This window comes from Amycolatopsis sp. NBC_01286, from assembly GCF_035982555.1.
In the GTDB taxonomy this organism is placed as follows: Bacteria; Actinomycetota; Actinomycetes; order Mycobacteriales; family Pseudonocardiaceae; genus Amycolatopsis.
The window spans coordinates 1,251,776-1,277,322 of record NZ_CP108428.1; the positions used below are offsets into that span (position 1 = coordinate 1,251,776).

A 25,547-nucleotide genomic window follows, 5' to 3' on the forward strand; every position below is an offset into this window, starting at 1 on the left:
GTATGCAGCAACCGGAAACGCGGGAGCTCGCCTACTTCGTGGCCGTCGCCGAGGAACGGCACTTCGGCCGCGCGGCCCAGCGGCTCGGCATGGCGCAGCCGCCGCTGTCGCGCGCCATCCAGCAGCTCGAACGGCGGCTGGGCGTGCCGCTGCTGGAACGCACCAGCCGCGGGGTGACGCTGACCGCCGCCGGCGCGGTTTTCCTTGTGGAGAGCCACAAAGCGCTCGACGCCGTCACCGCCGCGGTCCGCCGGGCGCAGCGGGCGGGCGAGGCCGTCCCGAAGCTGCTCGTGGCGACGAAACCCGACGGTGACGCCGGCCTGCTCGAGCGGATCCTGCCCCGGTACCGGCAGGACCCGGACGCCGTCGAGGTCGAGGTGGTCGTCTGCGGGATCGGCGAGCAGACGCCGATGCTGCGCGACGGGCGCGTCGACCTCGCGTTCGTGCACCCGGCGCACGACGACCTCGCCGGGTTCGACACCGAGCTGCTGCTGACCCAGGACCAGGTGGCGGTCCTGCACCGCGACCACCGGCTGGCCGGGCGCAGCGCCCTGGTGCTCGCCGACCTCGACGGCGAGCCGTTCCCCCGTTGGCCAGGGACGGACAAGACGACGAGCGGCCCGCTGATCCGGGACCCGGGCCAGCTGATGGCGCTGATCGCGCTGGGTCAGGCCGTCGCCGTGCTCCCGGCGTCGGTCCGGCGGCACGCCTGGGCGGACGTCGTGTGCGTGCCGGTGCTCGACGCGCCGCAGAGCTCGATCATGCTGGCCTGGCCCGACCGGACGCGGTCGCGGGCGGTGGCCGCGTTCGTCCGGGCGAGCACCGAAGCCGTGAGCGCTCAGATTCCGGGCGGTCCCGCGGCCCACTTCGGCGGAGCCGGCGGCTCGTAGGTCGCGAACTTGTCGAGCAGCACGGCCGGGTCCGGGTCGGTCAGCAGCAGCTGCCGGTAGTCGTCCTTGACGAACCCTTCCGTCACCATGTGGTCGGCGAAGGTGAGCAGCGGGGCGTAGTAGCCGTCGACGTCGACCAGGCCGATCGGCTTGCCGTGCAGGCCGAGCTGGGCCCACGTCCAGACCTCGAACAGCTCCTCCAGCGTCCCGGCGCCGCCGGGCAGGGCGAGGAAGCCGTCCGACAGGGCCGCCATCTTGGCCTTGCGCTCGTGCATGTCCTTCACGACGTGCAGCTCGCTCAGCCCGGCGTGCGAGATCTCGACGCTCGAAAGCGCCTCCGGGATCACGCCGATCACCTCGCCGCCCGCGGCCAGCGCCGCGTCGGCGACCACGCCCATGGTGCCGACGCTCGCACCGCCGTAGACCAGCCCGATGCCGCGCTGGGCCAGCAGCTTGCCGAGCGCCGCCGCCTGCTCGGCGTAGCGCGGCGAGAAGCCCATCGACGACCCGCAGAAGACACAGATCCGGCTCATCAGTGGGTGTCCTCCCAGGCCTGGTAGGAGTTCTGCACCACGCTGACGGCGTCGTCGATGTCGTCGGTGACGTGCAGCAGGTTCAGGTCGTGCGCGCTGACCTTGCCCTCGGCCTGCACGGTCTTGGCGATCCAGTCGTAGAGCCCGCCCCAGTACTCGCTGCCGAACAGCACGACCGGGAACTTCGTGACCTTCTTCGTCTGCACCAGCGTCAGCGCCTCGAACAGCTCGTCGAGCGTGCCGAAGCCGCCGGGCAGGCAGATGAAGGCCTGCGAATACTTGATGAACATCGTCTTGCGGGCGAAGAAGTAGCGGAAGTTGACGCCGAGGTCGACCCACGGGTTCAGGCCCTGCTCGAACGGCAGCTCGATGCCGAGCCCCACGGAGAAGCCGCCGGCCTCGGCCGCGCCGCGGTTGACGGCCTCCATCGCACCCGGGCCGCCGCCGGTCATCACGGCGAACCCGGCGTTGGCCAGCGCCGCGCCGATCTTGCGGCCGAGCTCGTACTCCGGGTGGTCGCGCTTGGTGCGCGCCGAGCCGAACACCGTGACCGCGCGCGGGACCTCGGCGAGCGCGCCGAAACCCTCGACGAACTCGGCCTGGATCCGCAGCACGCGCCACGGGTCGGTGTGCACCCAGTCGCTGGGCCCGCGCGAGTCGAGCAGCCGCTGGTCGGTCGTGCTGCCCTGGTCACGGCGGTCGCCGCGCAGGACCACGGGGCCCTTCTGGCGCTCGACCGGACGCTCGGGGTACTGGCCGTCGGGGAATTCAGACTGTTCGCTCACTACGCCATGCTACGACCTGCCCGCCAGCGAGAATGCGAGCAACGCTGTCGAGGTGAAGTCGATGGCCGGCTCGTTACTGGGCCATGAACTCAGGTCGTCGGCGTAGCGGGATCCCTGACCGTCGAAGGATTCATCCGGACGGGTGCATCTTTCGGGCCCGCGGGGAACAGCGGATCTGCGCCGTCGGGTCCATTCACGACCGCGCACTTTCGAAGGTCCGGTGAGGTCACCGCCGCCCCGTCGCTCCAAAGTGGACAGTTGTGGCCGGACGCGTCGACGTCGGCGCCGGCCCGGTCGACGCGGGTGCCGACGTCCCGGCCGGCCCGGGCCGACGAGATGTCCGTTTCCGCGCTATCCACCGCGATGACCTACCGTGGGACGATGACCAGGGCCCCCGCCGAACCGCTCGGCACGCGGATCCGGCGGCTGCGTGCCGACCGCGGCTGGACGCAGCGCGAGCTGGCCGAGCCCGGGTACGACCGGGGTTTCCTGGCGAAGGTCGAGACCGGCAGCCGGCCGCCGTCGGAGGAGATGCTGGCCTACCTCGCGCGGCGGCTCGGCCTGACCGTCGACGAGCTGCGGTTCGGGCGCCCCCCGGGCGTCGCCGCGGACCTGCGGGACGCGCTGGACGAGGGCTACCGGGACCTGGAGCAGGGCCGCGTCGCTACTGCGGAGACGCGCTTCGCGTCGGTCGGCCAGCAGGCCGCGGGCTACCACCTCGCCGACGTCGAGTGCTACGCGCGGTTCTGCCAGGCCGAGGTGAAGTGGCAGCTGTTCGACGTCGAGGGTGCACAGGCGGCGCTGGAGCACGCCGAGGAGCTGGCGGCCGCGGCGCCGCCGTGGCTGCGGGCGATGATCGTGCACCGCTGGTCCGGCTGCCGCTACCTGACCGGCGACGCCGGCGCGGCGATCGCCCGCGTCGAGGAGGCGCTCGGCGTTCTGGCCGGCGACCCGGACGCCGAGTTGTGCCTGCTCAGCGCGTTGATCCACCCGCTGATGGAGATGGGCGGCCTGCACCGGGCGCGCCAGGCCGCGGTGGCGGGCCGCCGGCTGATCCGGTCGGCCACGCGGCCGGACTTCGTGGCGCGGTTCCACCGGCAGGCGTCGCAGGTCTGGCAGGCGATCGGCGAGGCCGACCGGGCGGAGCAGGACCTGATCGAGGCGTCACGGCTGTTCGCGTCGGTCGGCTTCGACCGCGACGCGGCCCGCTGCCGCTGGGCCCGCGGCTACCTCCTGCGCCGTCTGGGCCGGCTGGCGGAGGCGCGCGCGGAGCTGACGGCGGCCCGCGACCAGCTCGCGGCGATCGGTTCGGAGGAGGGCGTCGCGGGCGCGACGATCGAGCTGGCCGAGGTCCGGCTGCGCCAGGGCGCGCTCGCCGAGGCGTCGTCGCTGGTCGATGCAGTGCTGCCGCTGCTCACCCAGGACGTCGAGACGCTCGGCGAGGCGACGGGCCTGCTGGGGCAGATCGCCCAGGCCCAGGGCGATCTGCCCGCCGCCACCCGCCTCCTGAAAGAGGCACTGGAAATCCAGACCCGAGCTTCTTTGCACGCGGCGGCGGTTTCGACGTCCCTCCGGCTCGGAGACGTCCTACGACAACGTGGTCATCTCGACGACGCCATCGCGGCCTACCACCGCGGCCTCGATTCGGCCGAAGTCACCGACACCCCGGCCTGACCGACCCTCCAGGCACGCGAGCCGACTCCCCGAGTACGCGAGCCGACCCCTTGGGCACGCGAGTCGACCCTCCAATCACGCGTGATGCGTCCCCAATCACGCGTGATGCCTCCCCAATCACGGGTGATGCCCGCCTGATCACGCGGGACCGACGGGCATCTCGCGTACCTGGACAGGCATCTCGCGTACCTGGACGGTCGGCTCGCGTACCTGGACGGTCGGATGCGTGATTGAGCGGGCTTCACGCGTGATTGGGGGGTCGACTCGCGTGATTGGGGGGTCGACACGCGAGTGGTGTGGACCACTCGGGGTGGCGGTCCGGGAATCCGGGCGGAAACGCAAGTTCCTACGAAAGTAAGTGAATTGGTTCAGACCAGTCGGTGATACCGGCCGTTGCCTGGGGATTTGCGCGGAACGGCGTGATCTTTCCCGGAGGGCGCTGGGCCGTTCGGCCCATTGACCGGCAGGCCGGTGGAACCTTTACTCGGATGCGTCCGGCGCCATAACACCAGTTATTCCGGCGGACACATCGCGACCCGGCCGGGCGCACGGTCTCCCGAGTCCCACCGGAAAGGTTCCCCATGAGATCCCCACGAGGGCTGGCGGCGATCGCCGGCCTGACCCTGACCTTCGCGCTGCCGGCGATCCCGGCCAGCGCCGCTCCCGCTCAAGCCCCGGCCCAGAACCCCGAGGCGCTCGCCGCGGTCGCCGCCGACCAGGCCGCGCTCAGCGGCGTCGACCAGCTGGCCAAGGGCCCGAGCGAAGCGTTCGTGCGCACCGGCGTCACCCCCGGTGGCGGCGGCCTCTTCTACGCCTCCTACCAGCGCACCTACCACGGCCTGCCGGTCGTCGGCGGGGACGCGGTCGTCGTCGCCGACGGGGCCGGGCGCGTCCGCGCGACCGACGCCGCCAAGACCGCGCCCATCAGCGTGACCACCAAAGCCACGCTCGGCACCGCCAAGGCCTCCAGCATCGCCAAGGCCAAGGTGTCCCGGGTGGACTCCACGAGCACCCCGCAGCTGGTCGTGCTCGCCGGGGACGCCCCGAAGCTCGCCTACGAAGTCGTCGTCAGCGGCCACAACGCGGCCACGCCCACCCGCCTCCACGTCTTCGTCGACGCGGCCACCGGCGCGGTCCTCGACTCCCGTGACGACGTCCGCACCCTCGCCGGGCCGGGCAAGGGCGCGACGACGAACACGGCGGCCGTCGCGGGCACCGGCAACTCCTACTACGCCGGCCAGGTCTCGATCGACACGTCCGGCTCCGGCAGCTCCTACTCGATGACCGACCCCGGCCGCCACGGCATCGCCTGCGGCCGCGAAGGCGGCGCCATCTTCACGAAGAGCACCAACAGCTGGGGCAACGGCTCCGGCACCGACCTCGAAACCGGCTGCGTCGACACGCTCTACAGCGTGCAGTCCGAGTGGAAGATGCTCAACGACTGGCTCGGCCGCAACGGCATCGACGGGGCCGGCGGCGGCTTCCGCGCGAGCGTCGGCCTCAACGACGTCAACGCCTACTGGGACGGCTCCTCGACGCACTTCGGCCACTCCCAGGACAACCAGCGCCAGGCCACGCCGATGGACGTCGTGGGGCACGAGTTCGGCCACGCGGTCTTCCAGACCACGCCGGGCGGTGCCGGTTCGGGCAACGAGAACGGTGGTATGAACGAGTCCACCGGCGACATCTTCGGCGCGCTCACCGAGGCCTACGCCAACAACCCGAAGGACACACCGGACTTCGTCGTCGGCGAGGGCGTGAACCTCGTCGGCCAGGGCCCGATCCGCTACATGTACAACCCGTCGCTGGTCGGCGACCCGAACTGCTACTCGTCCTCGATCCCCAGCACCGAGGTGCACGCCGCCGCGGGCCCGCAGAACCACTGGTTCTACCTGCTCTCCCAGGGCAGCAACGCCTCCCCGGCGAGCCCGACGTGCAACGGCTCCAGCGTCACCGGCATCGGCATCCAGAAGGCCGGCAAGATCTTCTACAACGCGCTCCTGAAGAAGACGTCTTCCTGGAACCACAAGGCCGCCCGCAAGGCGACCCTCGAAGCCGCGATCGCGCTGTACCCGGGCAGCTGCACGGAGTTCAACGCCACCAAAGCCGCCTGGGACGCCGTCTCTGTCACCGCCGCCAGCGGTGAGCCGACCTGCACCGGCACCCCGCCGGCCGGCAACGACTACTCGCTGACGCTCTCGCCGACGTCGGCGTCCGTCCAACCCGGACAGTCCGCGTCGACCACGGTGACCACCCGGGTCACCGCGGGCAGCGCGCAGACCGTGCAGCTGCAGGCCACCGGCCTGCCGGACGGCGCCAAGGCGACGTTCAGCCCGGCGAGCGTCCAGTCCGGCGGCACGGCGACGCTGACCATCACCACCGCGGCGACCACCCCGAACGGCACCAGCCAGGTGACGGTCACCGGTGACGGCACCGACGCCGACCACACCGCGCAGTTCTCGCTCACGGTCGGCACCGGCACCCCGCCGACCGGCTGCTCCGGCCTCGCCGAGTGGGACTCCGCGAAGGCGTACGTGCCCAACGACGTCGTGGGCCACAACAGTCACAAGTGGACGTCCACCTGGTACTCGACCGGGGCCGAGCCGGGCGCGCCCGGGTCGTGGGCCGTCTGGAGCGACGCCGGCGCCTGCTGATACCCGCCGCGCGGCGGTGGGTGACTCCCCCGCCGCCGCGCGGCTTCCGGGCATATCCTGTACCAGTGGAAAGGCGAACCGCGTGAGCGTGAGCGGCGAGACCGTCGGCGAGCGCCTGCGTGAACTGCGCACCGAGCGCGGGCTCACCCAGCGGCAGCTCGCCGGACCGCAGTACTCCGCGGCGTACGTCTCGTCGGTCGAGACGGGCGCGCGGACACCGTCGGGTGACGCGCTGCGGTTCTTCGCGCAGCAGATCGGGATCGAGCCCGACGAGCTCCTCGGCGGCAGCTCCCCGCGTGAGCTCCTCGAGCTGGACATCGAGCTCATCGAGACGGCGGAACGGTTCCTGCTCGGCGACGCCCGCCGCGCGACGCCGCGGATGCAACGGCTCCGGCGGCGCGCCGAACGCCTCGAACGGCCGCGGCAGGAAGGCATCGCGCTGCTGTGGCTGGCCGGCTACTCTCGCGGCGAGGCGCGCACGAAGTACGTCGCGGAGGCCGAAACCGCGCTGGCGAGCGAGCCGCCGCCGGTGCGGGCGATGGTGGCGCCGCTGCGCGCGGCCGTGCTCAGCGACTGGGGCGAGGCGCAGTATTCGTTGCACCTGCTGGAAACCTGCCACGCGGAACTGCTGCGCGACGGCTACCCGCAGCCGTCGATGCTGCTGACGTTGCGGGCCTGCCTGGCCGAGCGGCACCTGCGTCAAGGCGATCTGGAACGGGCTTCGGAGTACGCCGACGCGGCGCTGCGCCTCACCCGGGGCGGGCCGGCGGTGCTGGCCGAGCTGACCCGCAGTCACGTCGAGGTGTGCCGCAGCCACCTGGCCGCGGACCGGTTCGCCGACGCGGCGGCGTCGATCGCCGCGGCCTACGACCTGATGCAGGAGCGGGCGCTGCACCCGGCGATGGCGCACTGCCTGCTGGCCAGGGCCCGGGTCCGCGGCCGCCGGGGTGACGTCGAGGGCGCGCTGGCCGACCTCGGCGCGGCGCGGGAGACGGCGTGGCCGGACGACGTCCCGGCGATCACGGTCGAGCTGGCCGGGGAGTACCTGGCCGCGGGCCGGCTGGAGACGGCGGGCGCGTTGCTGGACCAGATCCGCCCGGCCGTCGTGGCGGGCACGCCGCTGGCGGCGGAGCTGCGGCTGCAGCTGGGTTCCCTCGCGCGAGCGCGGGGTGACGAGCGGCGCGCGGCCGAAGACCTGCGGGCGGCGGTCGAGCTGGCCACCGGGCTCGGGGCGCACGGGGTCCTCGTGCGCGCGCTGCGTCCGCTGAGCGAACTCCTCGGCGAGACCGGCCGTCAGGAAGAAGCGGCCGACGTGCTGCGCAACGGCCTGATCGCGCTGGGCGCGGAAACCGACTGAGCACGATTCCTGAGCAATACTAACGATTCTCGGTGATCGACACCCATCCGGCGTTCGGATGGTGTCCGGGACAATCCCTACGAAAGTCGTTCCGGGGCACCCGCCGGGAAGAATCCCCAGTTGCAGGCGGGTTTGTACGAATTGACCCATGAATCCGGAACGCGCCGTTGGTCCGTTCGGCCCATTGACGCCCCGTGCCCCTGATCCTTTACTCGGATGCGTCCGGACGCATACCTGCAGTTAGGCCCCCGGACACGTTCCCCGTACCCCCTGATCCGGTCGCCCTGTTTTCGCGTGCCCGGGCGAACCGTCGTGCCTGCATGGAAGGACAACCTCGATGACCCATCGTGGGTTCAGAACGGGCTTGGCGGCCGCCGCCGGGCTCGCCATGACGCTCGCGTTGCCGGTGGCCCCGGCGAACGCGGCTCAGCAAGCACAACCCGCCGCTCCCGAAGCGGCGGCCGCCCGGGCCGCCGACCAGGCCGCCGCGAGCGGCCTCGACGCCCTCAAGCGCGGCCCGGCCGAGGCGTTCCGGCGCGTCGGCCTGACCGCCGGTGGCGGCGGTCTCTTCTACGGCGCCTACCAGCGGACCTACCAGGGCCTGCGGGTCGTGGGCGGGGACGCGGTGGTCGTGGCCGACGGCGCCGGGCGCGTCCGCGGCACCAGCGCGGCCGAGACCGCGGCGATCACCGTCGGGACCCAGGCCGGGCTCGACGCCGCCAAGGCCGCCGCCACCGCGCGCGCCCAACTGGCCACTGTGGACAGTGTGAGCACGCCGGAGAAGGTCGTGCTGGCCGGGGCGACGCCGAAGCTGGCCTACGAGGTCGTCGTCGCCGGGCGCACCGCGAGCGCGCCGAGCAACCTGCACGTGTTCGTCGACGCCGCCACCGGCGCGATCCTCGACAAGCGGGACGACGTCAAGACGTTCTCCTCCGGCGCGAAGACCCAGGCCCAGCCGGGCACGGTGAACGTCGCCGGCACCGGCAACAGCTACTACGTCGGCAACGTCTCGATCGACACCACGCAGTCCGGCAGCACCTACACGATGCGCGACCCGGGCCGCACCGGCATCAGCTGCGGCCGCGAGGGCGGCTCCGTCTACAGCGGCCCCGACAACGCGTGGGGCAACGGCACCGGCACGGACCTCGAAACCGGCTGCGTCGACGTCCTCTACAGCGTGCAGACCGAGTGGAAGATGCTCAGCGAGTGGCTGGGCCGCAACGGCATCAACGGCAGCGGCACCGGCTACCCGGCTTCGGTCGGCCTCGCCGACGTCAACGCCTACTGGAACGGTTCCTCGACCCACTTCGGGCACTCGCAGGACAACCAGCGCCAGGCCACCTCGATGGACGTCGTCGGCCACGAGTTCGGCCACGGCGTCTTCCAGTTCACCCCGGGCGGTGCCGGTTCCGGCAACGAGAACGGCGGGATGAACGAGTCGACCGGTGACATCTTCGGCGCGCTGACCGAGGCGTACGCCAACAACCCGAAGGACGTCCCGGACTACCAGGTCGGCGAAGGCGTCAACCTGGTCGGCCAGGGCCCGATCCGCTACATGTACCAGCCGTCGCTGGTCGGCGACCCGAACTGCTACTCGTCGTCGATCCCGAGCACCGAGGTGCACGCGGCGGCCGGCCCGCAGAACCACTGGTTCTACCTGCTCGCCGAGGGCTCCGCGCCCGGTGGCGGCAAGCCGAACAGCCCGACCTGCAACAGCTCGTCGGTCACCGGGCTCGGCATCCAGAAGGCCGGCAAGATCTTCTACAACGGCCTGCTGAAGAAGACGTCGTCGTGGAACCACAAGGCCGCCCGCAAGGCGACCCTCGAAGCCGCGATCGCGCTCTACCCGGGCAGCTGCACCGAGTACAACACCACCAAGGCCGCGTGGGACGCCGTCTCCGTCACCGCCGCGACCGGTGAGCCGGCCTCGTGCACCGGCGGCGGGCCGGACTTCTCCGTCGCGCTGAACCCGGCTTCGGGTTCCGTGCAGCCGGGCGGCTCGGCCACCACGACCGTCAGCACCGCGATCACCTCCGGCGCGGCGCAGTCGATCACGCTGTCCGCCTCCGGCCTGCCCGCCGGCGCGACCGCGACGTTCAGCCCGGCCACCGTGCAGTCCGGCGGTTCGTCGACGCTGACCATCGCGACGACGTCGTCCACCCCGACCGGCAGCTTCCCGATCACCATCACCGCGGACGGGGCCAGCACCGACCACACGGCTTCGTTCTCGCTCACCGTCGGTACCACCGGGTCGTGCGCGCCGGTGACCAACGGGACGCGGCTGAACATCCCGGACTACCCGGGTGCCGCGGTCAGCAGCACCAGCACCGTGGCCGGCTGCGCGCGCAACGCGTCGTCGACCACCAAGGTCGAGGTGCACATCACCCACACCTACAGCGGTGACCTGGTGCTCGACCTCGTCGCGCCGGACGGCTCGTCGTACCGGCTGAAGAGCTCCAGCTCCTCCTCGACGCCCAACATCAACACGACCTACACCGTCAACGCCTCCTCGGAGGTCGCGAACGGTGCGTGGAAGCTCCAGATCCGCGACGTCGGCCCGGCCGACACCGGTTACCTGTCCTCCTGGACGTTGACCGTCTAGTCCCAAGTCCGTGAAGGACTCCTTACCGGCCTTAAGAGCCGGTAAGGAGTCCTTCACGGCTGTCCCCCTCCCTCACCGAAGGAACTCACCGCCATGAAGTGGAAGACGAAGCTCGGCGCCGGGGTCACCGCCCTGGCCGCTGTGTTAGGGGTCGTGACCGCGCCTGCGGCTACAGCCGCACCGGTCACGACGCTCGCGGCGCCGGACATCTCGCTGGCCAACATCAAGACCCACCTCAACCAGCTGCAGACCATCGCGAACAACAACGGCGGCACGCGCTCCCCGCGCGGCGCCGGGTACGCGGCTTCCGTGACCTACGTGGAAAACCTGCTCAAGAACGCCGGGTACACGACGACCCGGCAGACCTGCAGCAGCTGCATCGGGCAGTCGCAGAACCTGATCGCGGAGTGGCCGCAGGGTGACGCGAGCCAGGTCATCATGCTCGGCGCGCACCTCGACAGCGTCAGCGCCGGGCCCGGCATCAACGACAACGGCTCCGGCAGCGCGTCGATCCTCGAGACCGCGCTGACGCTGGCCCGCACCAACCCGGCGATGGCCAAGCGCGTCCGCTTCGCCTGGTGGGCCGACGAGGAGTCCGGCCTGGTCGGCTCGAAGTACTACGTCAACAACCTGCCCAGCGCCGAGCGCACGAAGATCAAGACCTACCTCAACTTCGACATGATCGGTTCCAAGAACTGGGGTTACTTCGTCTACGACGACGTCGCTTCGGTCAAGGCGATCTTCGACGAGTACTTCTCCTCGATCGGCATCCAGACCGAGGGTGACAGCGAGGGTGACGGCCGGTCCGACCACGCCTCGTTCAAGAGCGCGGGCATCCCGGTCGGCGGCCTGGCCACCGGCGCCGGCGACATCAAGAGCTCGGCGCAGGCCCAGAAGTGGGGCGGCACCGCGGGTGCGGCGTTCGACAACTGCTACCACCGCGCGTGCGACACGACGTCGAACATCCCGGACGCGCCGCTGGAGAAGAACTCCGACGCCATCGGGTACGCGCTGTGGAAGCTGGCCGTCGCCGCGCCGCAGGGCAACGACTTCTCGGTGAGCCTGAACCCGACGGCCGGGACCGTCCAACCCGGACAGTCGCTCCAGGTCGCCGTGAGCACCACGACGACGTCCGGCTCGGCCCAGTCGATCGCGCTGACGGCGTCCGGCCTGCCCGCGGGCGCGACGGCGTCGTTCAGCCCGGCCACCGTGCAGTCGGGCGGCTCCTCGACGCTCACCATCGCGACCACGTCCGGTACCCCGACCGGGACGTTCCCGATCACCGTGACGGCCGACGGCGCGAGCGTCGACCACACGGCGGCGTTCTCGCTGGGTGTCGGCAGCACGTCGTCGTGCGCGCCGGTCACCAACGGGACCCGGCTGAACATCCCGGACTACCCGGGTGCCGCGGTGAGCAGCACCGCGACCGTCGGCGGCTGCGCGCGCAACGCGTCCGGCACCACCAAGGTCGAGGTGCACATCACCCACACCTACCGCGGTGACCTGGTCATCGACCTGGTCGCTCCGGACGGTTCGGCCTACCGCCTGAAGAGCTCCAGCAGCGACTCGACGGCGAACCTCGACACCACCTACACCGTCAACGCCGCTTCGGAGGCCGCGAACGGCGCGTGGAAGCTGCAGCTGCGTGACGTCGGCCCGGCCGACACCGGTTACCTGTCCTCCTGGACGCTGACCGTCTGACCCTCGGAACGACCGGGGGTGGCACTTTCACGTGAAAGCGCCACCCCCGGTAATTTGTCTAGACCACCCGATCGTCGGTAGTCAGCGGTTCCCGGCGGCACCTATCTTGAGCGGACACGCCGCGTTCGCTTCATCGAAGATGGGAGCCGGTATGCCCGGTCGGAGAACCCGCTTTTTCGGAACCCTTCTGGCGGCAGCGCTGGCTGTCCCGCTGCTCGTGTCGGCCCCCGCGCAGGGGGCGGTGCAGGCCGACACGTGCGCGGTGAAGTCGCGTCCCGCGGGCAAGGTCCTGCAAGGCTATTGGGAGAACTGGGACGGCGCCGCGAACGGCGTCCACCCCGGACTGGGCTGGGTGCCCATCACCGACAGCCGCATCGCGCAGCACGGCTACAACGTCATCAACGCCGCGTTCCCGGTGATCCGCTCCGACGGCACGGTGCTGTGGGAGAACGGGATGGACGCCGGCGTCAAGGTCTCCACGCCCGCCGAGATGTGCGCCGCCAAGGCCGCCGGCTCGACGCTCCTGATGTCCATCGGCGGCGCGGCGGCCGGGATCGACCTCTCGTCTTCCGCCGTCGCCGACAAGTTCGTCGCCACGATCGTGCCGATCCTGAAGGCGTACAACTTCGATGGAATTGACATCGACATCGAGACCGGCCTCACCGGCAGCGGCAACATCAAGACGCTCTCGGCGTCGCAGTCCAACCTGATCCGCATCATCGACGGCGTGCTCGCGCAGATGCCGTCGAACTTCGGGCTGACGATGGCGCCGGAGACCGCGTACGTCACCGGCGGCAGCATCACGTACGGCTCGATCTGGGGCGCGTACCTGCCGATCGTCAAGAAGTACGCGGACAACGGCCGCCTGTGGTGGCTGAACATGCAGTACTACAACGGCTCGATGTACGGCTGCGCCGGCGACTCGTACCAGGCCGGCACGGTCCAGGGCTTCACCGCGCAGACCAACTGCCTCAACCAGGGCCTGGTCGTCCAGGGCACCACGATCAAGGTGCCCTACGACAAGCAGGTCCCGGGCCTGCCCGCCCAGCCCGGCGCGGGCGGCGGCTACATGTCGACGAGCCTGGTTTCCCAGGCGTGGCGCGCGATCCCGAGCCTGAAGGGCCTGATGACGTGGTCCCTGAACTGGGACGGCTCGAAGGCCTGGACCTTCGGCAACAACGTCAAGTCCCTGCAGGGTCGCTAATCCACAAGCCGTGAAGGCCTCCTTACCGGCTCTTATGGCCGGTAAGGAGGCCTTCACGGCTTTCAGGAGTCGCCGGCGGGGATGGGGTCGTTGTACTCGCCCGAGGGGCCGGCGTAGGAGCGGCCGTTCGGGAAGGGCCAGGGGTTCGGGACGCAGCCGTGCAGGCCGAGCGTCTGCTGCTCCATCACCGGCGCCGGCTTTCCCGTGCCGGGGCACAGTTCGTGGCCCTGGCCCAGCCGGTGCCCGGTCTCGTGCGTGACCATGTACTGGCGGTACAACGCGAGCGGGGCGCCGTAGTTCGGGACGGCGTTGGCCCAGCGGGCGACGTTGAGCACGACGTTGCTGCCGTTGCGGCACGACGTGTAGCCGTCCGCGGTGCCGCCGCAGAGCCGGTCGCGGCTGGCCGGGGTGGCCAGGTAGATCGTGAAGTCGGCGCTGTCGTCCGGGCCGACCTGCTGCAGCCGCCACTCGCCACCGCCGGTCCAGCCGCGCGGGTCGCCGAGGATCGTCCGGATGTCCTTGGCGAACTCGGCGGGCCCGACGCCGTCGATGTCGGTCTCCAGCGCGATCCGGTACCGCATCAGCCGGCCTTGTGTCCCGGCCACCTGGTCGCTGCCCGGGGTGAACATCCACTGGCCCGACCCGGTCTGCGGGAACGTGATCAGGACGGTCTGCGCCTGGGTCTGCGGTGGCGGCTGCTGCGCGGGCTGTTCGGCGGGCGGGGGCGGCACGGACGTCGCGTCCGCGATGGCCATGACCACGGGCCCGGCCGCGGGCGCCGCGACGGGCTGGCCTTCACAGGCGGTCACGGCACCGACGACCGCCAGGGCGAGCACGGCGACGGCCGCGGCTCGTCTCGCGGCGGTTTTCGGCATGGGTCCTCCCCAACAGGCGGTGTCACCAGTGGATACGGCTCGCACCGGGGAAAGGTTGCAAGCTCGCGCGACTGTAGAGCTTCACCGCAGTTCAGGACCTTCGGGTGTGACGCCCGACACTCAGCCCAGGAACTTGCGCAGCACGTCGGCGACCTGCCGGATCTCCGCCGTGCGGACGTTCTCCTGCTGGGTGTGGGCCAGCGTCGGGTCGCCCGGGCCGAAGTTCACCGCCGGCATGCCCAGGGCCGCGAAACGCGCGACGTCGGTCCAGCCCAGCTTCGCCGCCGCCTGGCCGCCCGCCGCCGCGACCAGCTCGGCCGCCGCCGGGGCGGACAGGCCCGGCAGCGCGCCCGGCGAAAGGTCCACAACGGACAGTTCGAAGCCCGCGAAGACGTCGCGCAGGTGCTTCTCCGCCGCCGCCGGGTCGCGGTCCGGGGCGAAGCGGTGGTTCACCGTCAGTACGGCTTCGTCCGGCACGACGTTCCCGGCGACGCCGCCGCGGATCGCCGTCGCCTGCAGGCCCTCGCGGTAGGTCAGGCCGTCGATGTCGACGATGCGCGGCTCGTACTCCGCCAGCCGGCGCAGCGGCTCGGCGAGCGCGTGGATCGCGTTCTCCCCCATCCACGCCCGCGCCGTGTGTGCGCGGGTGCCGGTGAAGCGCAGCTCGACGCGCATGGTGCCCTGGCAGCCGGCCTCGATGACGCCGTTCGACGGCTCGCCGACGATCGCCAGGTCCCCGGCCAGCCACTCCGGCAGCTCGCGCTCGATCCGGCCGAGGCCGTTCTTGACCGCTTCGATCTCTTCGTTGTCGTAGAAGACGAACGTGATGTCGTGCTTCGGCTCCGGGAGCGTCGCGGCGAGGTGCAGGAACACCGCGTCGCCGCTCTTCATGTCGACCGTGCCGAGGCCGTGCAGGGTCTCGTCGTCGCCGCTGCCCTCGCGCCGTGACGGCCGGTTGCCGTTCTCCGGCACGGTGTCCAGGTGCCCGGCGAGCACGACCCGCGAGCCGCGGCCGAGGTGGGTCCGCGCCAGGACGGCGTCACCGTTGCGGACGACCTCGAGGTGCGGCGCCTGCTTCGACAGCGCTTCCTGCACCAAGGTCGCGAGTTCCGCCTCGCTGCCGGAGACGCTGAAGACGTCCACCAGGGCGGCGGTGAGGTCGACGGGATCGGCGTGCAGGTCGAGGCTCATGACCGGCACGCTACCGGCAGGGCTACCGTGGGCGCGTGGTTAGGTTCCCGGTCGCCGTGGGCGGCGCGTTGCTGGTCCTGCTCCTGTCCGGCTGTGGCAGCGAGGCCGGCCCGACGCCCAAGCAGGGCGGCGAACCCGGGCCGGACGCGCTCCCGACGAAGCTGGACGCGCTGACCGCCGACCAGTGTTACGCCAGCCCGCGGACCCAGCTGCCGAAGGGCTGCGAGAAGTACGTCACGGAGCTCGGCAGCGTCCCCGGCTCGGCCCGCAAGCGCGCCGGCGACAAGGACCCGCAGCTGGTCACCGAGGCGGCCGGGCTCGAACGGGCCGTCGGCACGTTCCGCAGCACCGGCTGCACCACGGTCGCGGACCCGGGCGGGCCCTGCACGCAGGCGCTGGTCGACATCGCCGCCGCCCTTTCGGGGCTGAAGAAGCAGGTCGACGCCCGGCCCACAGAGGGTTGACCCAGGTCACTCCACTACGGTTGGGGCCGTGAGCGAGCAGACCCCGAACCCCGAAACGACCGGCGCCACCGGCGTCGGGCTGGCCACCGTCGCGACCGACGGGACGGTCCTCGACACCTGGTTCCCGCAGCCCAAGCTGACCGAGACCGGCGCGTCCGGCACGTCAGACACCTCCGGCACCGACGTCCTGAGCGTCGAAGAGGCCACCGAGGTGCTCGGCGAGGCCGCCGCGGCGCTGCTGGACCCGGACACCGACCGCGGGGTCGAGGTCGTCGCCGTCCGCACCACGATCGGCAAGCTGGCCGACGCGCCGGCCGGCACCCACGACGTCTACCTGCGGCTGCACCTGCTCTCGCACCGCCTGGTCCGCCCGCACGGCCAGAACCTCGACGGCCTGTTCGGCCTGCTGGCGAACGTCGTGTGGACCAACCACGGCCCGTGCCCGGTCGAGGGCTTCGAGGCGACCCGGCTGCGGCTGCGGGCGCGCGGCGCGGTGACCGTCTACAGCGTCGACAAGTTCCCGCGGATGGTCGACTACGTGATGCCCGCCGGCGTCCGGATCGGCGACGCGGACCGCGTCCGCCTCGGCGCCCACCTGGCGAGCGGCACGACCGTGATGCACGAGGGCTTCGTCAACTTCAACGCCGGCACGCTCGGCGCGTCCATGGTCGAGGGCCGGATCTCGGCCGGCGTGGTGGTCGGCGACGGCTCCGACGTCGGCGGCGGCGCGTCGATCATGGGGACGCTCTCGGGCGGCGGCAAGGAGACGATCTCGCTGGGCGAGCGCTGCCTGATCGGCGCGAACGGCGGCATCGGCATCTCCCTGGGCGACGACACGGTCGTCGAGGCCGGCCTGTACGTCACGGCGGGCACGAAGGTCCTCGTCGACGGCAAGGTCGTCAAGGCCCGCGAGCTCAACGGCGTCTCGAACGCGGTCTTCCGGCGCAACTCCGGCACCGGCGCGGTCGAGGTCGTCGCGCGCGCGGGCTCCGGCGTCGAGCTGAACGCGATGCTGCACGCCAACTGAGACAGTCCGTGAAGGCCCCCTTGCCGGCGATTACAGCCGGTAAGGGGGCCTTCACGGCTTATTGGGTGACGTCGGGTTGTTCACCTACCATTCATCTGGTGACCACCGAATCGTTGCCCCACACCCCGGCCGAGCTGGGGCTGCCCGACGTCCCGGTCGAGGCCCGGCCGGCCGATCCGGCGGTCCACCACGTGCGCGCCAAGCTCGACCGGGAGATCCGCGCGCTGCTCGCGCACGAGCCCGGCACGCGCTCCGGCGCCGACCCCGAGGACCTGCACCAGATGCGCGTCGCCCTGCGGCGGATGCGCAGCGTGCTCAAGCTCTCGGGTGAGCTGGTCGGTGACGGCGCCGAGCCGGTGCGGGCCGAGCTGGGCTGGCTCGGCCAGTCGCTCGGCGAGGTGCGCGACCACGACGTCCTGATCGAGCACCTGCGCGAGGTCATCGCCGACTTCGAGGTCCGCGACCAGCCCGCCGGCCGGCAGCTGGTGTCCCGGTTCGTCTCCGAGCGCGCGACGGCGAAGGGGCGGCTCACCCGGGCCCTGTCCAGCGCCCGGTACTCGACGCTGCTGCGCGAGGTCAGCCTGCTGACGCGGGCGGCGCCGTCCACTGTGGACGTTCCGCAGCGCGACCTGATCGCCGGGCTGGCCAAGCCGCACCGCAAGCTCGCCAAGGCCGTGCGCGCGCTGCCGGCCGACCCGCCGGACGACGACCTGCACGCCCTGCGCATCCAGGGCAAGAAGCTGAGGTACGCCGCCGAGCTGGCCCAGACGTCGGCGAAGAAGAAGCAGGCCAAGCGGATCAAGGCGCTGCTGACGACCACGAAGGACTTCCAGACGGTGCTGGGCGACCACCAGGACGCGGTGCTCGCGGCCGAGCGGATGCGCACGGTCCTGGACACCGGCGACAGCGCGATCGGCTTCGTGGCCGGCCGCATCGCGGAGCGCGAGCTGACCCGCCGGGCCGAGGCCCGCGCGACGTGGCGGGCCTCCTGGGAAGCCGTCGACGCCGCCGCGCAAGCCGTCGTGAGTGGTAATTAGGGTTCTAACCCGCATTACCACTCACGAGACCGACCAGACGTACCCGTCCGGCCGCACCAGCACCGTCCGGCCGCCTTCGGCCTCGTACGCCGCGTAGGCGTGGCCGTCGTCGTCGACCAGGTCCGCACCCGTCGCGACGCTCCCCTGCGGGAGGATCCGCAGGCCGGGGCCGTCGCCGAAGGACAGCTCCGTCGCGTGCGGGCCGCGGAACAGCTCGAACAGCCGGACGCGCTTGCCGTTGGCGTCGGTCAGCGGGGCGTCCGGGGCGCGGTCGCCCGGCTGCAGCGCGCCCGTGCCGGCCGGGGACAGCGGGCCGCCGCGGTAGGTGATGTCCAGCTGCTGGGTGTCCTCGCCGCGCTTGTGGGCGTCCTCGTCGCCGTCCTTGTACTTCTGCAGCAGCCCCGTCGAGACGCCCAGCACCCGCGCCGCGACGGTCCGGCGCTCCACCTCGTAGCTGTCGAGCAGCTCCGGTGAGCCGTCGGCGAGTTTCCAGCCGAGGTTGTAGCCGTCCTGGACGCCGGTGTTGAGGCCCTGGCCGCCGGTCGGCGGGTGGACGTGCGCCGCGTCGCCGGCCAGGAAGACCCGGCCGTCGCGGAAGCGCGCCGCGAGCCGGATGTTCGGCCGCCAGACCGTCGACCAGGCCAGGTCGGACAGCACGACGCCGCCGCCGGTCAGCGCGTCGAGGCGGGCCTGGACCGCGGGCAGCGCCGTCTCGACGTCCACGTCGCCGTCGCCGAGCGGCGCGCCGAACTGGAAGTGCGGCGTGCCCGGCAGCGGGCTGAACATCATGCCGCTCATCGGGTTCTCCGGCGTCGCGAACCAGTGGCCGTAACCGCGGTCGAGGCCTTCGGCCCGGACGTCGCCGAGCAGCATCCGGATCGACTCGTCCGTGCTGCCCTCGAAGGCGATCCCCAGCGCCTTGCGCACGAAGCTCTTGCCGCCGTCGGCCCCCACCAGGTAGGCCGCGCGGACCGTCTCGCCCGTGCTCAGCGTGGCCGTGACACCGTCGGCGTCCTGCTCGAAGCCGGTCAGCGCGGTGGCCAGCTCGACGCGGACGCCGAACTCGGCGAGCCGGTCGCGCAGGATGCCCTCGGTCTGCGACTGGCCGAGGAACCAGCCGGTCGGGTACGGCTTCGCCGGCGTCGGCTCGACCGGGTCGAACATCATCCGTTCGCCGACGACCTCGCCGCCGAGGTGGATCTTCATCGGCACCGGCGCGGCACCCTGCGCGAGCACGGCGTCGAGCACGCCGAGGTCCTCGAAGACCTCCAGGGTGCGCGGCTGCAGGCCGTCGCCGCGTGAGCCGACGAAGAACGTCTCGGCCTTGTCGATGATCCGCACGGCGACGTCGCGCCGCGCCAGTTCGATGCCCAGCGTCAGCCCGGTCGGCCCCGCCCCCGCGATCAGCACCGTGGTGTCCATGTCGCCCTCCCAGTGAATTGAAATTCAGTGAATCTGAATTCAGAATGGCACTGCTAGCGTCCCGCGTCAAGGAGGTGGCGGTGAACCGCAAGGAGAAGGCCGCGGAGACCGAGGCCGCGCTGAAGGCGGCGGCCCGGCGCGTGTTCGCGCACAAGGGCTACCTGAACACCAAGATCACCGACATCACGGCGGAGGCCGGACGCGCGGCGGGATCGTTCTACAACCACTTCGCCAGCAAGGAAGAGCTGCTCGAGGCGCTCCTGGCCGACATCGCGACCTCAGGCGACGAGAGCGCGCTGACCGAGGGCCACCTCTCGGACTTCAGCGACCCGGCGGCCGTGCGCTGGCACGTGGCGCAGTACTGGGAGTTCTACAAGGAGCACGCGTCGACGATGCGGGCCCTCGGCCAGGCGGCGCTGGTGAACGACGCGTTCGCCCGCACCCTCGCCGGCTTCGGCGCCACCCAGGCGGCGGACCTCAACGGCCACCTCGAGCACATCACGGCCGCGGGCATGCGACTACCGGCGCGGCTGGACCTGAGCATCGTGATGATGTACCGGCTGGTCGACAGCTTCGCGCAGATGTGGCTGCTCGACCCGGCCCCCACCGGCTGGACCCCACCGACCGACGAAGAGGCGGTCGAGGCCCTCACCCGGTTCGTCTACCGGGGTTTCACCGGCCGCGACTACTAGGCGCTCAGGCGCTCGACAGCCGCGTCGATGCGCTCATCCGTCGCCGTCAGTGCGACGCGGACGTGGCGGCGGCCGGTCGGGCCGTAGAACGTGCCCGGTGCGACCAGGATGCCGCGGTCGGCGAGCCACGCCACCGTCGCGTGCGCGTCCTCGTCGCGGGTGGCCCAGAGGTACAGGCCGGCCTCGGAGTGGTCGACGCGGAAGCCGTTGTCCTGCAACGCCTTCCGCAGCGCCAGCCGGCGGCGGGCGTAGCGTTCGCGTTGTGCGGCCAGGGCCTCGTCGTCGGTCAGGGCGGCGACCATCGCCTCCTGGACCGGGCGCGGCACGATCATGCCCGCGTGCTTGCGGATCTCCAGCAGCTGCGCGATCAGCCGGGGGTCACCGGTCAGGAACCCGGCGCGGTAGCTGGCCAGGTTCGCCGACTTCGACAGCGAGTGCACGGCGATCAGGCCCTCGGTACTGCCGCCGGAGACGTCCGGGTGCAGCACCGACAGCGGTTCGGTCTCCCAGCCGAGCGCCAGGTAGCACTCGTCGGACACCACCACGACGTCACGCTCGCGCGCCCACTCGACGACCTTGCGCAGGTGCTCGACCGGCAACACGCGACCGGTCGGGTTGGACGGCGAGTTCAGCCAGATCATCGCCGGGCGCTGCGGGCCCAGCGCCGTCAAGCCGTCCGACCGCAGGATCGACGCGCCCGCGAGCAGCGCCCCGACCTCGTAGGTCGGGTAGGCCAGCTCCGGGATGACGACGAGGTCGCCCTCGCCGAAGCCCAGCAGCCGCGGCAGCCAGGCGACGGCTTCCTTGGACCCGATCGTCGGCAGCACGGCGCCGGCCTCGATGCCGGTGACCCCATGCCGGCGGCCGAGCGCGGCGATGGCCGCCGCGCGCAGCGCCGGGATGCCGTGGGTCGTCGGGTACCCGGGGATCTCCGAGACCGACGCCAGGGCGTCACGGATGCCGGCCGGGACCGGGTCGACGGGCGTGCCGATCGAGAGGTCGACGACCCCGCCGGGATGCGCCTGCGCCGTGGCCTTGACCTCGGCGAGCGAATCCCAGGGGAAGTCGGGCAGCGCGACGCGGCTCATTCGCCCTGGGGCTGAGGGGGCAGCGCCTTGACGAAGGCGGGGTCATGGGCCGTCTTGCCGACCTTCGACGCCCCGCCGGGCGAGCCCAGCTCGTCGAAGAAGTCGACGTTGGCCTTGGTGTAGTCCGACCAGCCGTCCGGGACGTCGTCCTCGTAGTAGATCGCCTCGACCGGGCAGACCGGTTCGCAGGCGCCGCAGTCGACGCACTCGTCCGGGTGGATATACAGCATCCGTTCGCCCTCGTAGATGCAGTCCACGGGGCACTCGTCGATACACGCCTTGTCGAGCAAGTCGACGCAGGGCTCGGCGATCACGTAGGTCACTGCGCACTCCTGCTTTTCTCTGCCAACAGCCAGTCGCCGCCGACATTACGCGGCACGGCCACCGGTCGGGATGGTGAGGCAACCCTTAGCCATACTCGGGGTATGGCGGGGATCAACGGTCGCGGCGGCGCTTGGGCGGGACGGCGCGGGCATCGCCGGTGATCACGAACTTGGGCTTGGCGGGCGCACCCTCTTCGTCCTCCTTCGCGCCGACAGCGCGGTTGAAGCCCTCGGAGATGTCGTCGACCAGCTCTTCCTTGTGCCGTTCGTCCTTGCGCTGGACGCCCATCGCACCCGGCCTCCTTCGGAAATCGGTTCGCCGCCTCAGGGACAATCTAGCCGTGAATGCTCCCGAAATGCTTGAGATCCGCTGCAGCCGGGCCTGGCCCCCGCTGGCCGAGGCGCAGCTCGGCGAGTGGGTGCTCCGCTGGGCCGGCGGCTTCACCGGCCGTGCGAACAGTGTCCTGGCCGTCGGGGACGCCGGGCGGCCGGTCCGCGAGGCCCTGGACGCGGTGTGTGACTTCGCCCACGATCGGGGGATCCCGCCGATGGCGCAGGTCGTCCGCGACAGCCCGAACGAGCACGCGATCGTCGCCGAGGGCTGGGTCGAGGCGAAGGGTCACCGCCGTGGCCACGAGGTCGTCGTCCTCACCGCGCCGCTGGCGCAAGAGCGGCACTTTCACGTGAAAGTGCCGCCCCCAGGTGGTCACTTTCACGTGAAAGTGACGGATGAGCCCTCGGACGCCTGGTGGGAGCTGACGCTCGGGCCCGGCGAGGACTCCCCCGCCGCGCGGCAGGTCCTGACCGGCGGGAAGGTCGGCTACGGCGTCGCGACGCTCGACGGCGTCACGGCGGGTGTCGTCCGCGGCGCCCTGGTCGACGGCTGGCTGCACGTCGGCCGGCTCGAGGTCGCCCCGGCCTTCCGGCGCCGCGGGCTCGCGTCCGCGCTGATGGGGGCGGTGGGTGCCTGGGGCCTGGAACACGGAGCGGATCGCGCGGTGTTGCAGGTCGCGGAAGGCAACGAGGGCGCGCTCGCGCTCTACGCGGGGCTCGGGTACGCCCCGCACCACCGATACCGCTACTGGGTGCCCGCACCCGGCTCGCGCATCGAGGGAGAGGAAGATTCGACGTCGTGAAGATCGTGGTGATGGTCGGCGGAGTGGGCGGGGCCCGTTTCCTGCTGGGAGTCAAGGCAGCACTGGGCATGGCGCCGGAGGGCGCGAGCGAGTCGCCGCACGAGGTGACGGCGCTGGTCAACACCGGCGACGACGTCTGGATGCACGGCCTGCGGATCTGCCCTGACCTCGACACCTGCATGTACACCCTGGGCGGCGGGATCGACAAGGAACGCGGCTGGGGGCACTCGGGCGAGACCTGGGTGGTCAAGGAGGAGCTGGCGGCCTACGGCGCCGACCCGGACTGGTTCGGGCTCGGCGACAAGGACATCGCCACCCACCTGATCCGGTCCCGGATGCTGCGCGCGGGCTACCCGCTCTCCGCGGTGACCGAGGCCCTGTGCGACCGCTGGCAGCCCGGCGTGCGGCTGCTGCCGATGTCGGACGACCGCGTCGAGACGCACGTCGTGATCGACGACCCGGACCAGGACGGCCAGCAGAAGGCCATCCACTTCCAGGAGTGGTGGGTGCGCTACCGCGCCGAGCCGAAGGCGCACTCGATCGTCGCCGTCGGCACCGACGAGGCCAAGCCCGCGCCGGGCGTGCTCGAAGCCATCGCCGGCGCCGACGCGGTGCTGCTCGCGCCGTCGAACCCGGTGGTATCGGTCGGCACGACGTTGGGCGTGCCGGGGATCAGGGAGGCGCTGCGCAAGACGTCCGCCGGTGTGGTCGGGGTGTCCCCGATCATCGGCGGGAAGGCGTTGCGCGGGATGGCCGACGCGTGCCTGACCGCGATCGGCGTCGAGACGTCGGCCGAGGCGGTGGGCCGGCACTACGGCTCGCGCAAGGACGACGGCGTGCTCGACGGCTGGCTGATCGCCGAAGGCGAGACCGCCGACGTGCCGGGCGTGACCGTCCGCGACGTGCCGCTGCTGATGTCCGATGTGGACGCGACCGCGGCGATGGCCCGCGCCGCTCTCGAACTCGCTGGAGCCCCTGTTGAGTAACACCGCCGACCACGCTTCCCCGAAGCTGGAGATCCTGCCCGTCACCGGGCTGCCCGAGTTCCGCCCGGGCGACGACCTGACCGGCGCGATCGTCACCGCCGCGCCCTGGCTGCGCTCGGGCGACGTCGTGGTCGTGACCAGCAAGATCGTCTCGAAGGCCGAGGGCAGGCTCGTCCGCGTGCCCACCGAGCCCGAGGCCCGCGACGCCGCCCGCCGCAAGCTCGTCGAGCAGGAAGCCGTCCGGATCGTCGCGCGGATCGCCCGCACGGTGATCACCGAGAACCCGCTGGGCATCGTGCAGGCGGCGTCCGGCATCGACGCGTCCAATGTGGCCGGTGACGAGGTCGCGCTGCTGCCCGCCGACCCGGACGCGTCCGCGCTGGCCCTGCGCAACGGGCTGCGCGAACGGCTCGGCGTCGAGGTCGCCGTCGTCGTCACCGACACCATGGGCCGCGCCTGGCGGGTCGGGCAGACCGACAACGCCATCGGCGCGTCCGGGCTGCGCGTGCTGCACGCCTACCGGGGCACGATCGACGGCCAGGGCAACGAGCTGGCCGTCACCGAGGTGGCGATCGCCGACGAGCTCGCGTCGGCCGCGGACCTGGTCAAGGGCAAGCTGGGCGGGACGCCGGTCGCCGTCGTCCGCGGTCTGGACCTCTTCGACGACGGCTCGACCGCGCGGACGCTCATCCGGCCGCTCGAAGAGGACCTCTTCCGGCTGGGCACCAACGAAGCCATCGCACAGGGCCGCCGGGAAGCCGTGCCCGTCCGGCGTTCGGTGCGGCAGTTCAGCGACGAACCGGTCTCGCCGACGTCGATCCGGCGAGCGGTGGGCTCCGCGCTGACCGCGCCCGCGCCGCACCACACGCACCCGGTGCGGTTCGTCTGGCTGCGCGACGGCGCGAAGCGCAAGGAACTGCTCGACGCGATGCGCGAGTCGTGGCAGGCGGACCTCAACGGCGACGAGTTCACCCCGGAGCAGGTCGAGAAGCGGCTCAGCCGCGGCGACATCCTTTACCGGGCCCCGGAAATCGTCATCCCGTTCCTGGTGCCGGACGGCGCGCACACCTACCCCGACGCCCGTCGCAACGACTGCGAGAAGACGATGTTCACCGTCGCCGGCGGGGCCGCGGTGCAGGGCCTGCTGGTCGCGCTCGCCGCCGAAGGCCTCGGCTCGTGCTGGATCGGGTCGACGATCTTCGCCGCCGACGTCGTCCGCGACGTCCTCGGCCTGGACGAGCGCTGGCAGCCGCTGGGCTCGGTCGCGATCGGCATCCCGCTGGCCGAGCCGGCCCCGCGGGGAGCGGCCGCGCCGGGTGACGGGCTGCTGGAGCTGTGAGCCTGCACGCCGAAGCCGTCGCGACGCTGGGTTCGTGGACGCCTCCGGACGCGTCCCAGGAGTCGCTGCGCCAGGCGTTCCTCGGCTTCCTCGCGGCGCGGGACGACACGTGCCGCCGGTCGTGCGAGGCCGGGCACCTGACGGCGTCCGCGGTGCTGCTGGACCACACCGGCACGCGGGTGCTGCTCACGCTGCACCCGCGCGTCGGCCGGTGGCTGCAGCTCGGCGGGCACTGCGAACCGTCCGACGTGTCGTTGGCCGACGCGGCGCTGCGGGAGGCGACCGAGGAGTCCGGCGTGTCCGGCCTGCGGATCGGCGACGCGCCGGTGCACCTGGACGTCCACCCGATCACCTGCTCGCTCGGGGTGCCGACGCGGCACTTCGACGTCCGGTACGCCGTGCACGCGCCGCCGGGTGCGGAGCCGGTGCGCAGCGACGAGTCCGACGACCTGCGGTGGTGGCCGGTGGACGCGCTCCCGGCCGGCTCCGAGGATCTCGCCGATCTGGTGAAAGCGGCCGTTTCTGTCGGTGCCGGGCACTAGCCTGGAGCCGGGAGAGGGAGGACCA

General features: G+C 71.7%; 23 protein-coding genes. 15 read left to right on the forward strand and 8 right to left on the reverse strand.

The features are described from left to right. The first annotated feature begins 2 nt into the window (after positions 1-2). Positions 3-890, forward strand: coding sequence for a LysR family transcriptional regulator (locus OG570_RS05850; RefSeq protein ID WP_326955865.1), 888 nt, complete (start codon positions 3-5; stop codon positions 888-890). Here OG570_RS05850 and OG570_RS05855 read toward each other — a convergent pair. Together OG570_RS05855 and OG570_RS05860 are read right to left on the reverse strand one after the other, a co-directional pair. After that, complete coding sequence (locus OG570_RS05855; protein ID WP_326946292.1) at positions 839-1,423, reverse strand: TIGR00730 family Rossman fold protein; 585 nt, start codon at positions 1,421-1,423, stop codon at positions 839-841. The genes OG570_RS05850 and OG570_RS05855 overlap by 52 nt on opposite strands. Continuing rightward, the gene (locus tag OG570_RS05860; RefSeq protein ID WP_247061002.1) at positions 1,423-2,208 is read right to left on the reverse strand and encodes a TIGR00730 family Rossman fold protein; all 786 of its coding nucleotides are present in this window, start codon (positions 2,206-2,208) and stop codon (positions 1,423-1,425) included. Before OG570_RS05860 ends, OG570_RS05855 begins: the two co-directional genes overlap by 1 nt. A 381-nt stretch (positions 2,209-2,589) precedes the next feature. Between OG570_RS05860 and OG570_RS05865 the strand changes: the two genes are divergently transcribed. From OG570_RS05865 to OG570_RS05890, 6 genes are all read left to right on the forward strand, one after another. Further along, on the forward strand, positions 2,590-3,882 hold the full coding sequence (locus tag OG570_RS05865; RefSeq protein ID WP_326955866.1) for a helix-turn-helix domain-containing protein: 1,293 nt from the start codon (positions 2,590-2,592) through the stop codon (positions 3,880-3,882). 581 nt (positions 3,883-4,463) lie between these two features. After that, complete coding sequence (locus tag OG570_RS05870; RefSeq protein WP_326955867.1) at positions 4,464-6,536, forward strand: M4 family metallopeptidase; 2,073 nt, start codon at positions 4,464-4,466, stop codon at positions 6,534-6,536. A gap of 82 nt (positions 6,537-6,618) precedes the next feature. Beyond that, complete coding sequence (locus tag OG570_RS05875; protein WP_326955868.1) at positions 6,619-7,893, forward strand: helix-turn-helix transcriptional regulator; 1,275 nt, start codon at positions 6,619-6,621, stop codon at positions 7,891-7,893. Positions 7,894-8,230: 337 nt separating this feature from the next. Then, positions 8,231-10,495, forward strand: a complete 2,265-nt coding sequence (locus tag OG570_RS05880) for a M4 family metallopeptidase (protein ID WP_326955869.1) — start codon at positions 8,231-8,233, stop codon at positions 10,493-10,495. 93 nt (positions 10,496-10,588) lie between these two features. Continuing rightward, positions 10,589-12,196, forward strand: coding sequence for a M28 family peptidase (locus tag OG570_RS05885; RefSeq protein WP_326955870.1), 1,608 nt, complete (start codon positions 10,589-10,591; stop codon positions 12,194-12,196). 151 nt (positions 12,197-12,347) lie between these two features. Continuing rightward, positions 12,348-13,400: a chitinase gene (locus tag OG570_RS05890; protein ID WP_326946286.1), complete on the forward strand. Its 1,053-nt coding sequence runs from the start codon at positions 12,348-12,350 to the stop codon at positions 13,398-13,400. Positions 13,401-13,462: 62 nt separating this feature from the next. Here OG570_RS05890 and OG570_RS05895 read toward each other — a convergent pair whose 3' ends face one another. Then, entirely contained in the window at positions 13,463-14,275 is an 813-nt protein-coding gene (locus OG570_RS05895) for a DUF3152 domain-containing protein (RefSeq protein WP_326955871.1), read from the reverse strand. A 120-nt stretch (positions 14,276-14,395) separates the two neighbouring features. Beyond that, complete coding sequence (gene dapE / locus OG570_RS05900) at positions 14,396-15,466, reverse strand: succinyl-diaminopimelate desuccinylase (protein WP_326955872.1); 1,071 nt, start codon at positions 15,464-15,466, stop codon at positions 14,396-14,398. A gap of 56 nt (positions 15,467-15,522) precedes the next feature. Between dapE and OG570_RS05905 the strand changes: the two genes are divergently transcribed. The 3 genes from OG570_RS05905 to OG570_RS05915 all read left to right on the forward strand — a co-directional run bounded on the left by OG570_RS05905 (position 15,523) and on the right by OG570_RS05915 (position 17,994). Further along, positions 15,523-15,930, forward strand: a complete 408-nt coding sequence (locus tag OG570_RS05905) for a hypothetical protein (RefSeq protein WP_326959895.1) — start codon at positions 15,523-15,525, stop codon at positions 15,928-15,930. Positions 15,931-15,958: 28 nt separating this feature from the next. Continuing rightward, positions 15,959-16,957, forward strand: coding sequence for a 2,3,4,5-tetrahydropyridine-2,6-dicarboxylate N-succinyltransferase (gene dapD, locus OG570_RS05910; RefSeq protein ID WP_326955873.1), 999 nt, complete (start codon positions 15,959-15,961; stop codon positions 16,955-16,957). Between the two features lie 98 nt (positions 16,958-17,055). Then, a complete protein-coding gene (locus OG570_RS05915) occupies positions 17,056-17,994 on the forward strand; it encodes a CHAD domain-containing protein (RefSeq protein ID WP_326955874.1) in 939 nt (312 codons plus the stop codon). A 21-nt stretch (positions 17,995-18,015) separates the two neighbouring features. On the opposite strand, the gene OG570_RS05920 is transcribed toward OG570_RS05915, so the two are convergent. Then, on the reverse strand, positions 18,016-19,416 hold the full coding sequence (locus OG570_RS05920) for an FAD-dependent monooxygenase (protein WP_326955875.1): 1,401 nt from the start codon (positions 19,414-19,416) through the stop codon (positions 18,016-18,018). Between the two features lie 44 nt (positions 19,417-19,460). Between OG570_RS05920 and OG570_RS05925 the strand changes: the two genes are divergently transcribed. Continuing rightward, positions 19,461-20,108, forward strand: coding sequence for a TetR/AcrR family transcriptional regulator (locus OG570_RS05925; protein WP_326946280.1), 648 nt, complete (start codon positions 19,461-19,463; stop codon positions 20,106-20,108). On the opposite strand, the gene dapC is transcribed toward OG570_RS05925, so the two are convergent. From dapC to OG570_RS05940, 3 genes are all read right to left on the reverse strand, one after another. Further along, positions 20,105-21,196 (reverse strand): succinyldiaminopimelate transaminase, encoded by a 1,092-nt coding sequence (gene dapC / locus OG570_RS05930; protein ID WP_326955876.1) that lies wholly within the window; start codon positions 21,194-21,196, stop codon positions 20,105-20,107. The two genes, OG570_RS05925 and dapC, sit on opposite strands and share 4 nt — an antisense overlap. Then, positions 21,193-21,519: a ferredoxin gene (gene fdxA / locus OG570_RS05935; RefSeq protein WP_247060974.1), complete on the reverse strand. Its 327-nt coding sequence runs from the start codon at positions 21,517-21,519 to the stop codon at positions 21,193-21,195. The genes dapC and fdxA overlap by 4 nt, the downstream gene beginning before the upstream one ends. Before the next feature lie 112 nt (positions 21,520-21,631). After that, the gene (locus tag OG570_RS05940; protein ID WP_247060972.1) at positions 21,632-21,808 is read right to left on the reverse strand and encodes a hypothetical protein; all 177 of its coding nucleotides are present in this window, start codon (positions 21,806-21,808) and stop codon (positions 21,632-21,634) included. A gap of 67 nt (positions 21,809-21,875) precedes the next feature. Here OG570_RS05940 and OG570_RS05945 point away from each other — a divergent pair, with 67 nt between their 5' ends. Genes OG570_RS05945 through OG570_RS05960 form a run of 4 tightly spaced genes read left to right on the forward strand, consistent with a single transcriptional unit; the run spans position 21,876 to position 25,522 of the window. Then, the gene (locus OG570_RS05945) at positions 21,876-22,655 is read left to right on the forward strand and encodes a GNAT family N-acetyltransferase (protein WP_326955877.1); all 780 of its coding nucleotides are present in this window, start codon (positions 21,876-21,878) and stop codon (positions 22,653-22,655) included. Then, on the forward strand, positions 22,652-23,641 hold the full coding sequence (cofD, locus tag OG570_RS05950) for a 2-phospho-L-lactate transferase (protein ID WP_326955878.1): 990 nt from the start codon (positions 22,652-22,654) through the stop codon (positions 23,639-23,641). The genes OG570_RS05945 and cofD overlap by 4 nt, the downstream gene beginning before the upstream one ends. Then, complete coding sequence (locus tag OG570_RS05955) at positions 23,634-24,980, forward strand: coenzyme F420-0:L-glutamate ligase (protein ID WP_326955879.1); 1,347 nt, start codon at positions 23,634-23,636, stop codon at positions 24,978-24,980. Before cofD ends, OG570_RS05955 begins: the two co-directional genes overlap by 8 nt. Next, positions 24,977-25,522: an NUDIX hydrolase gene (locus tag OG570_RS05960; RefSeq protein WP_326946275.1), complete on the forward strand. Its 546-nt coding sequence runs from the start codon at positions 24,977-24,979 to the stop codon at positions 25,520-25,522. The genes OG570_RS05955 and OG570_RS05960 overlap by 4 nt, the downstream gene beginning before the upstream one ends. Positions 25,523-25,547 lie beyond the last annotated feature (25 nt).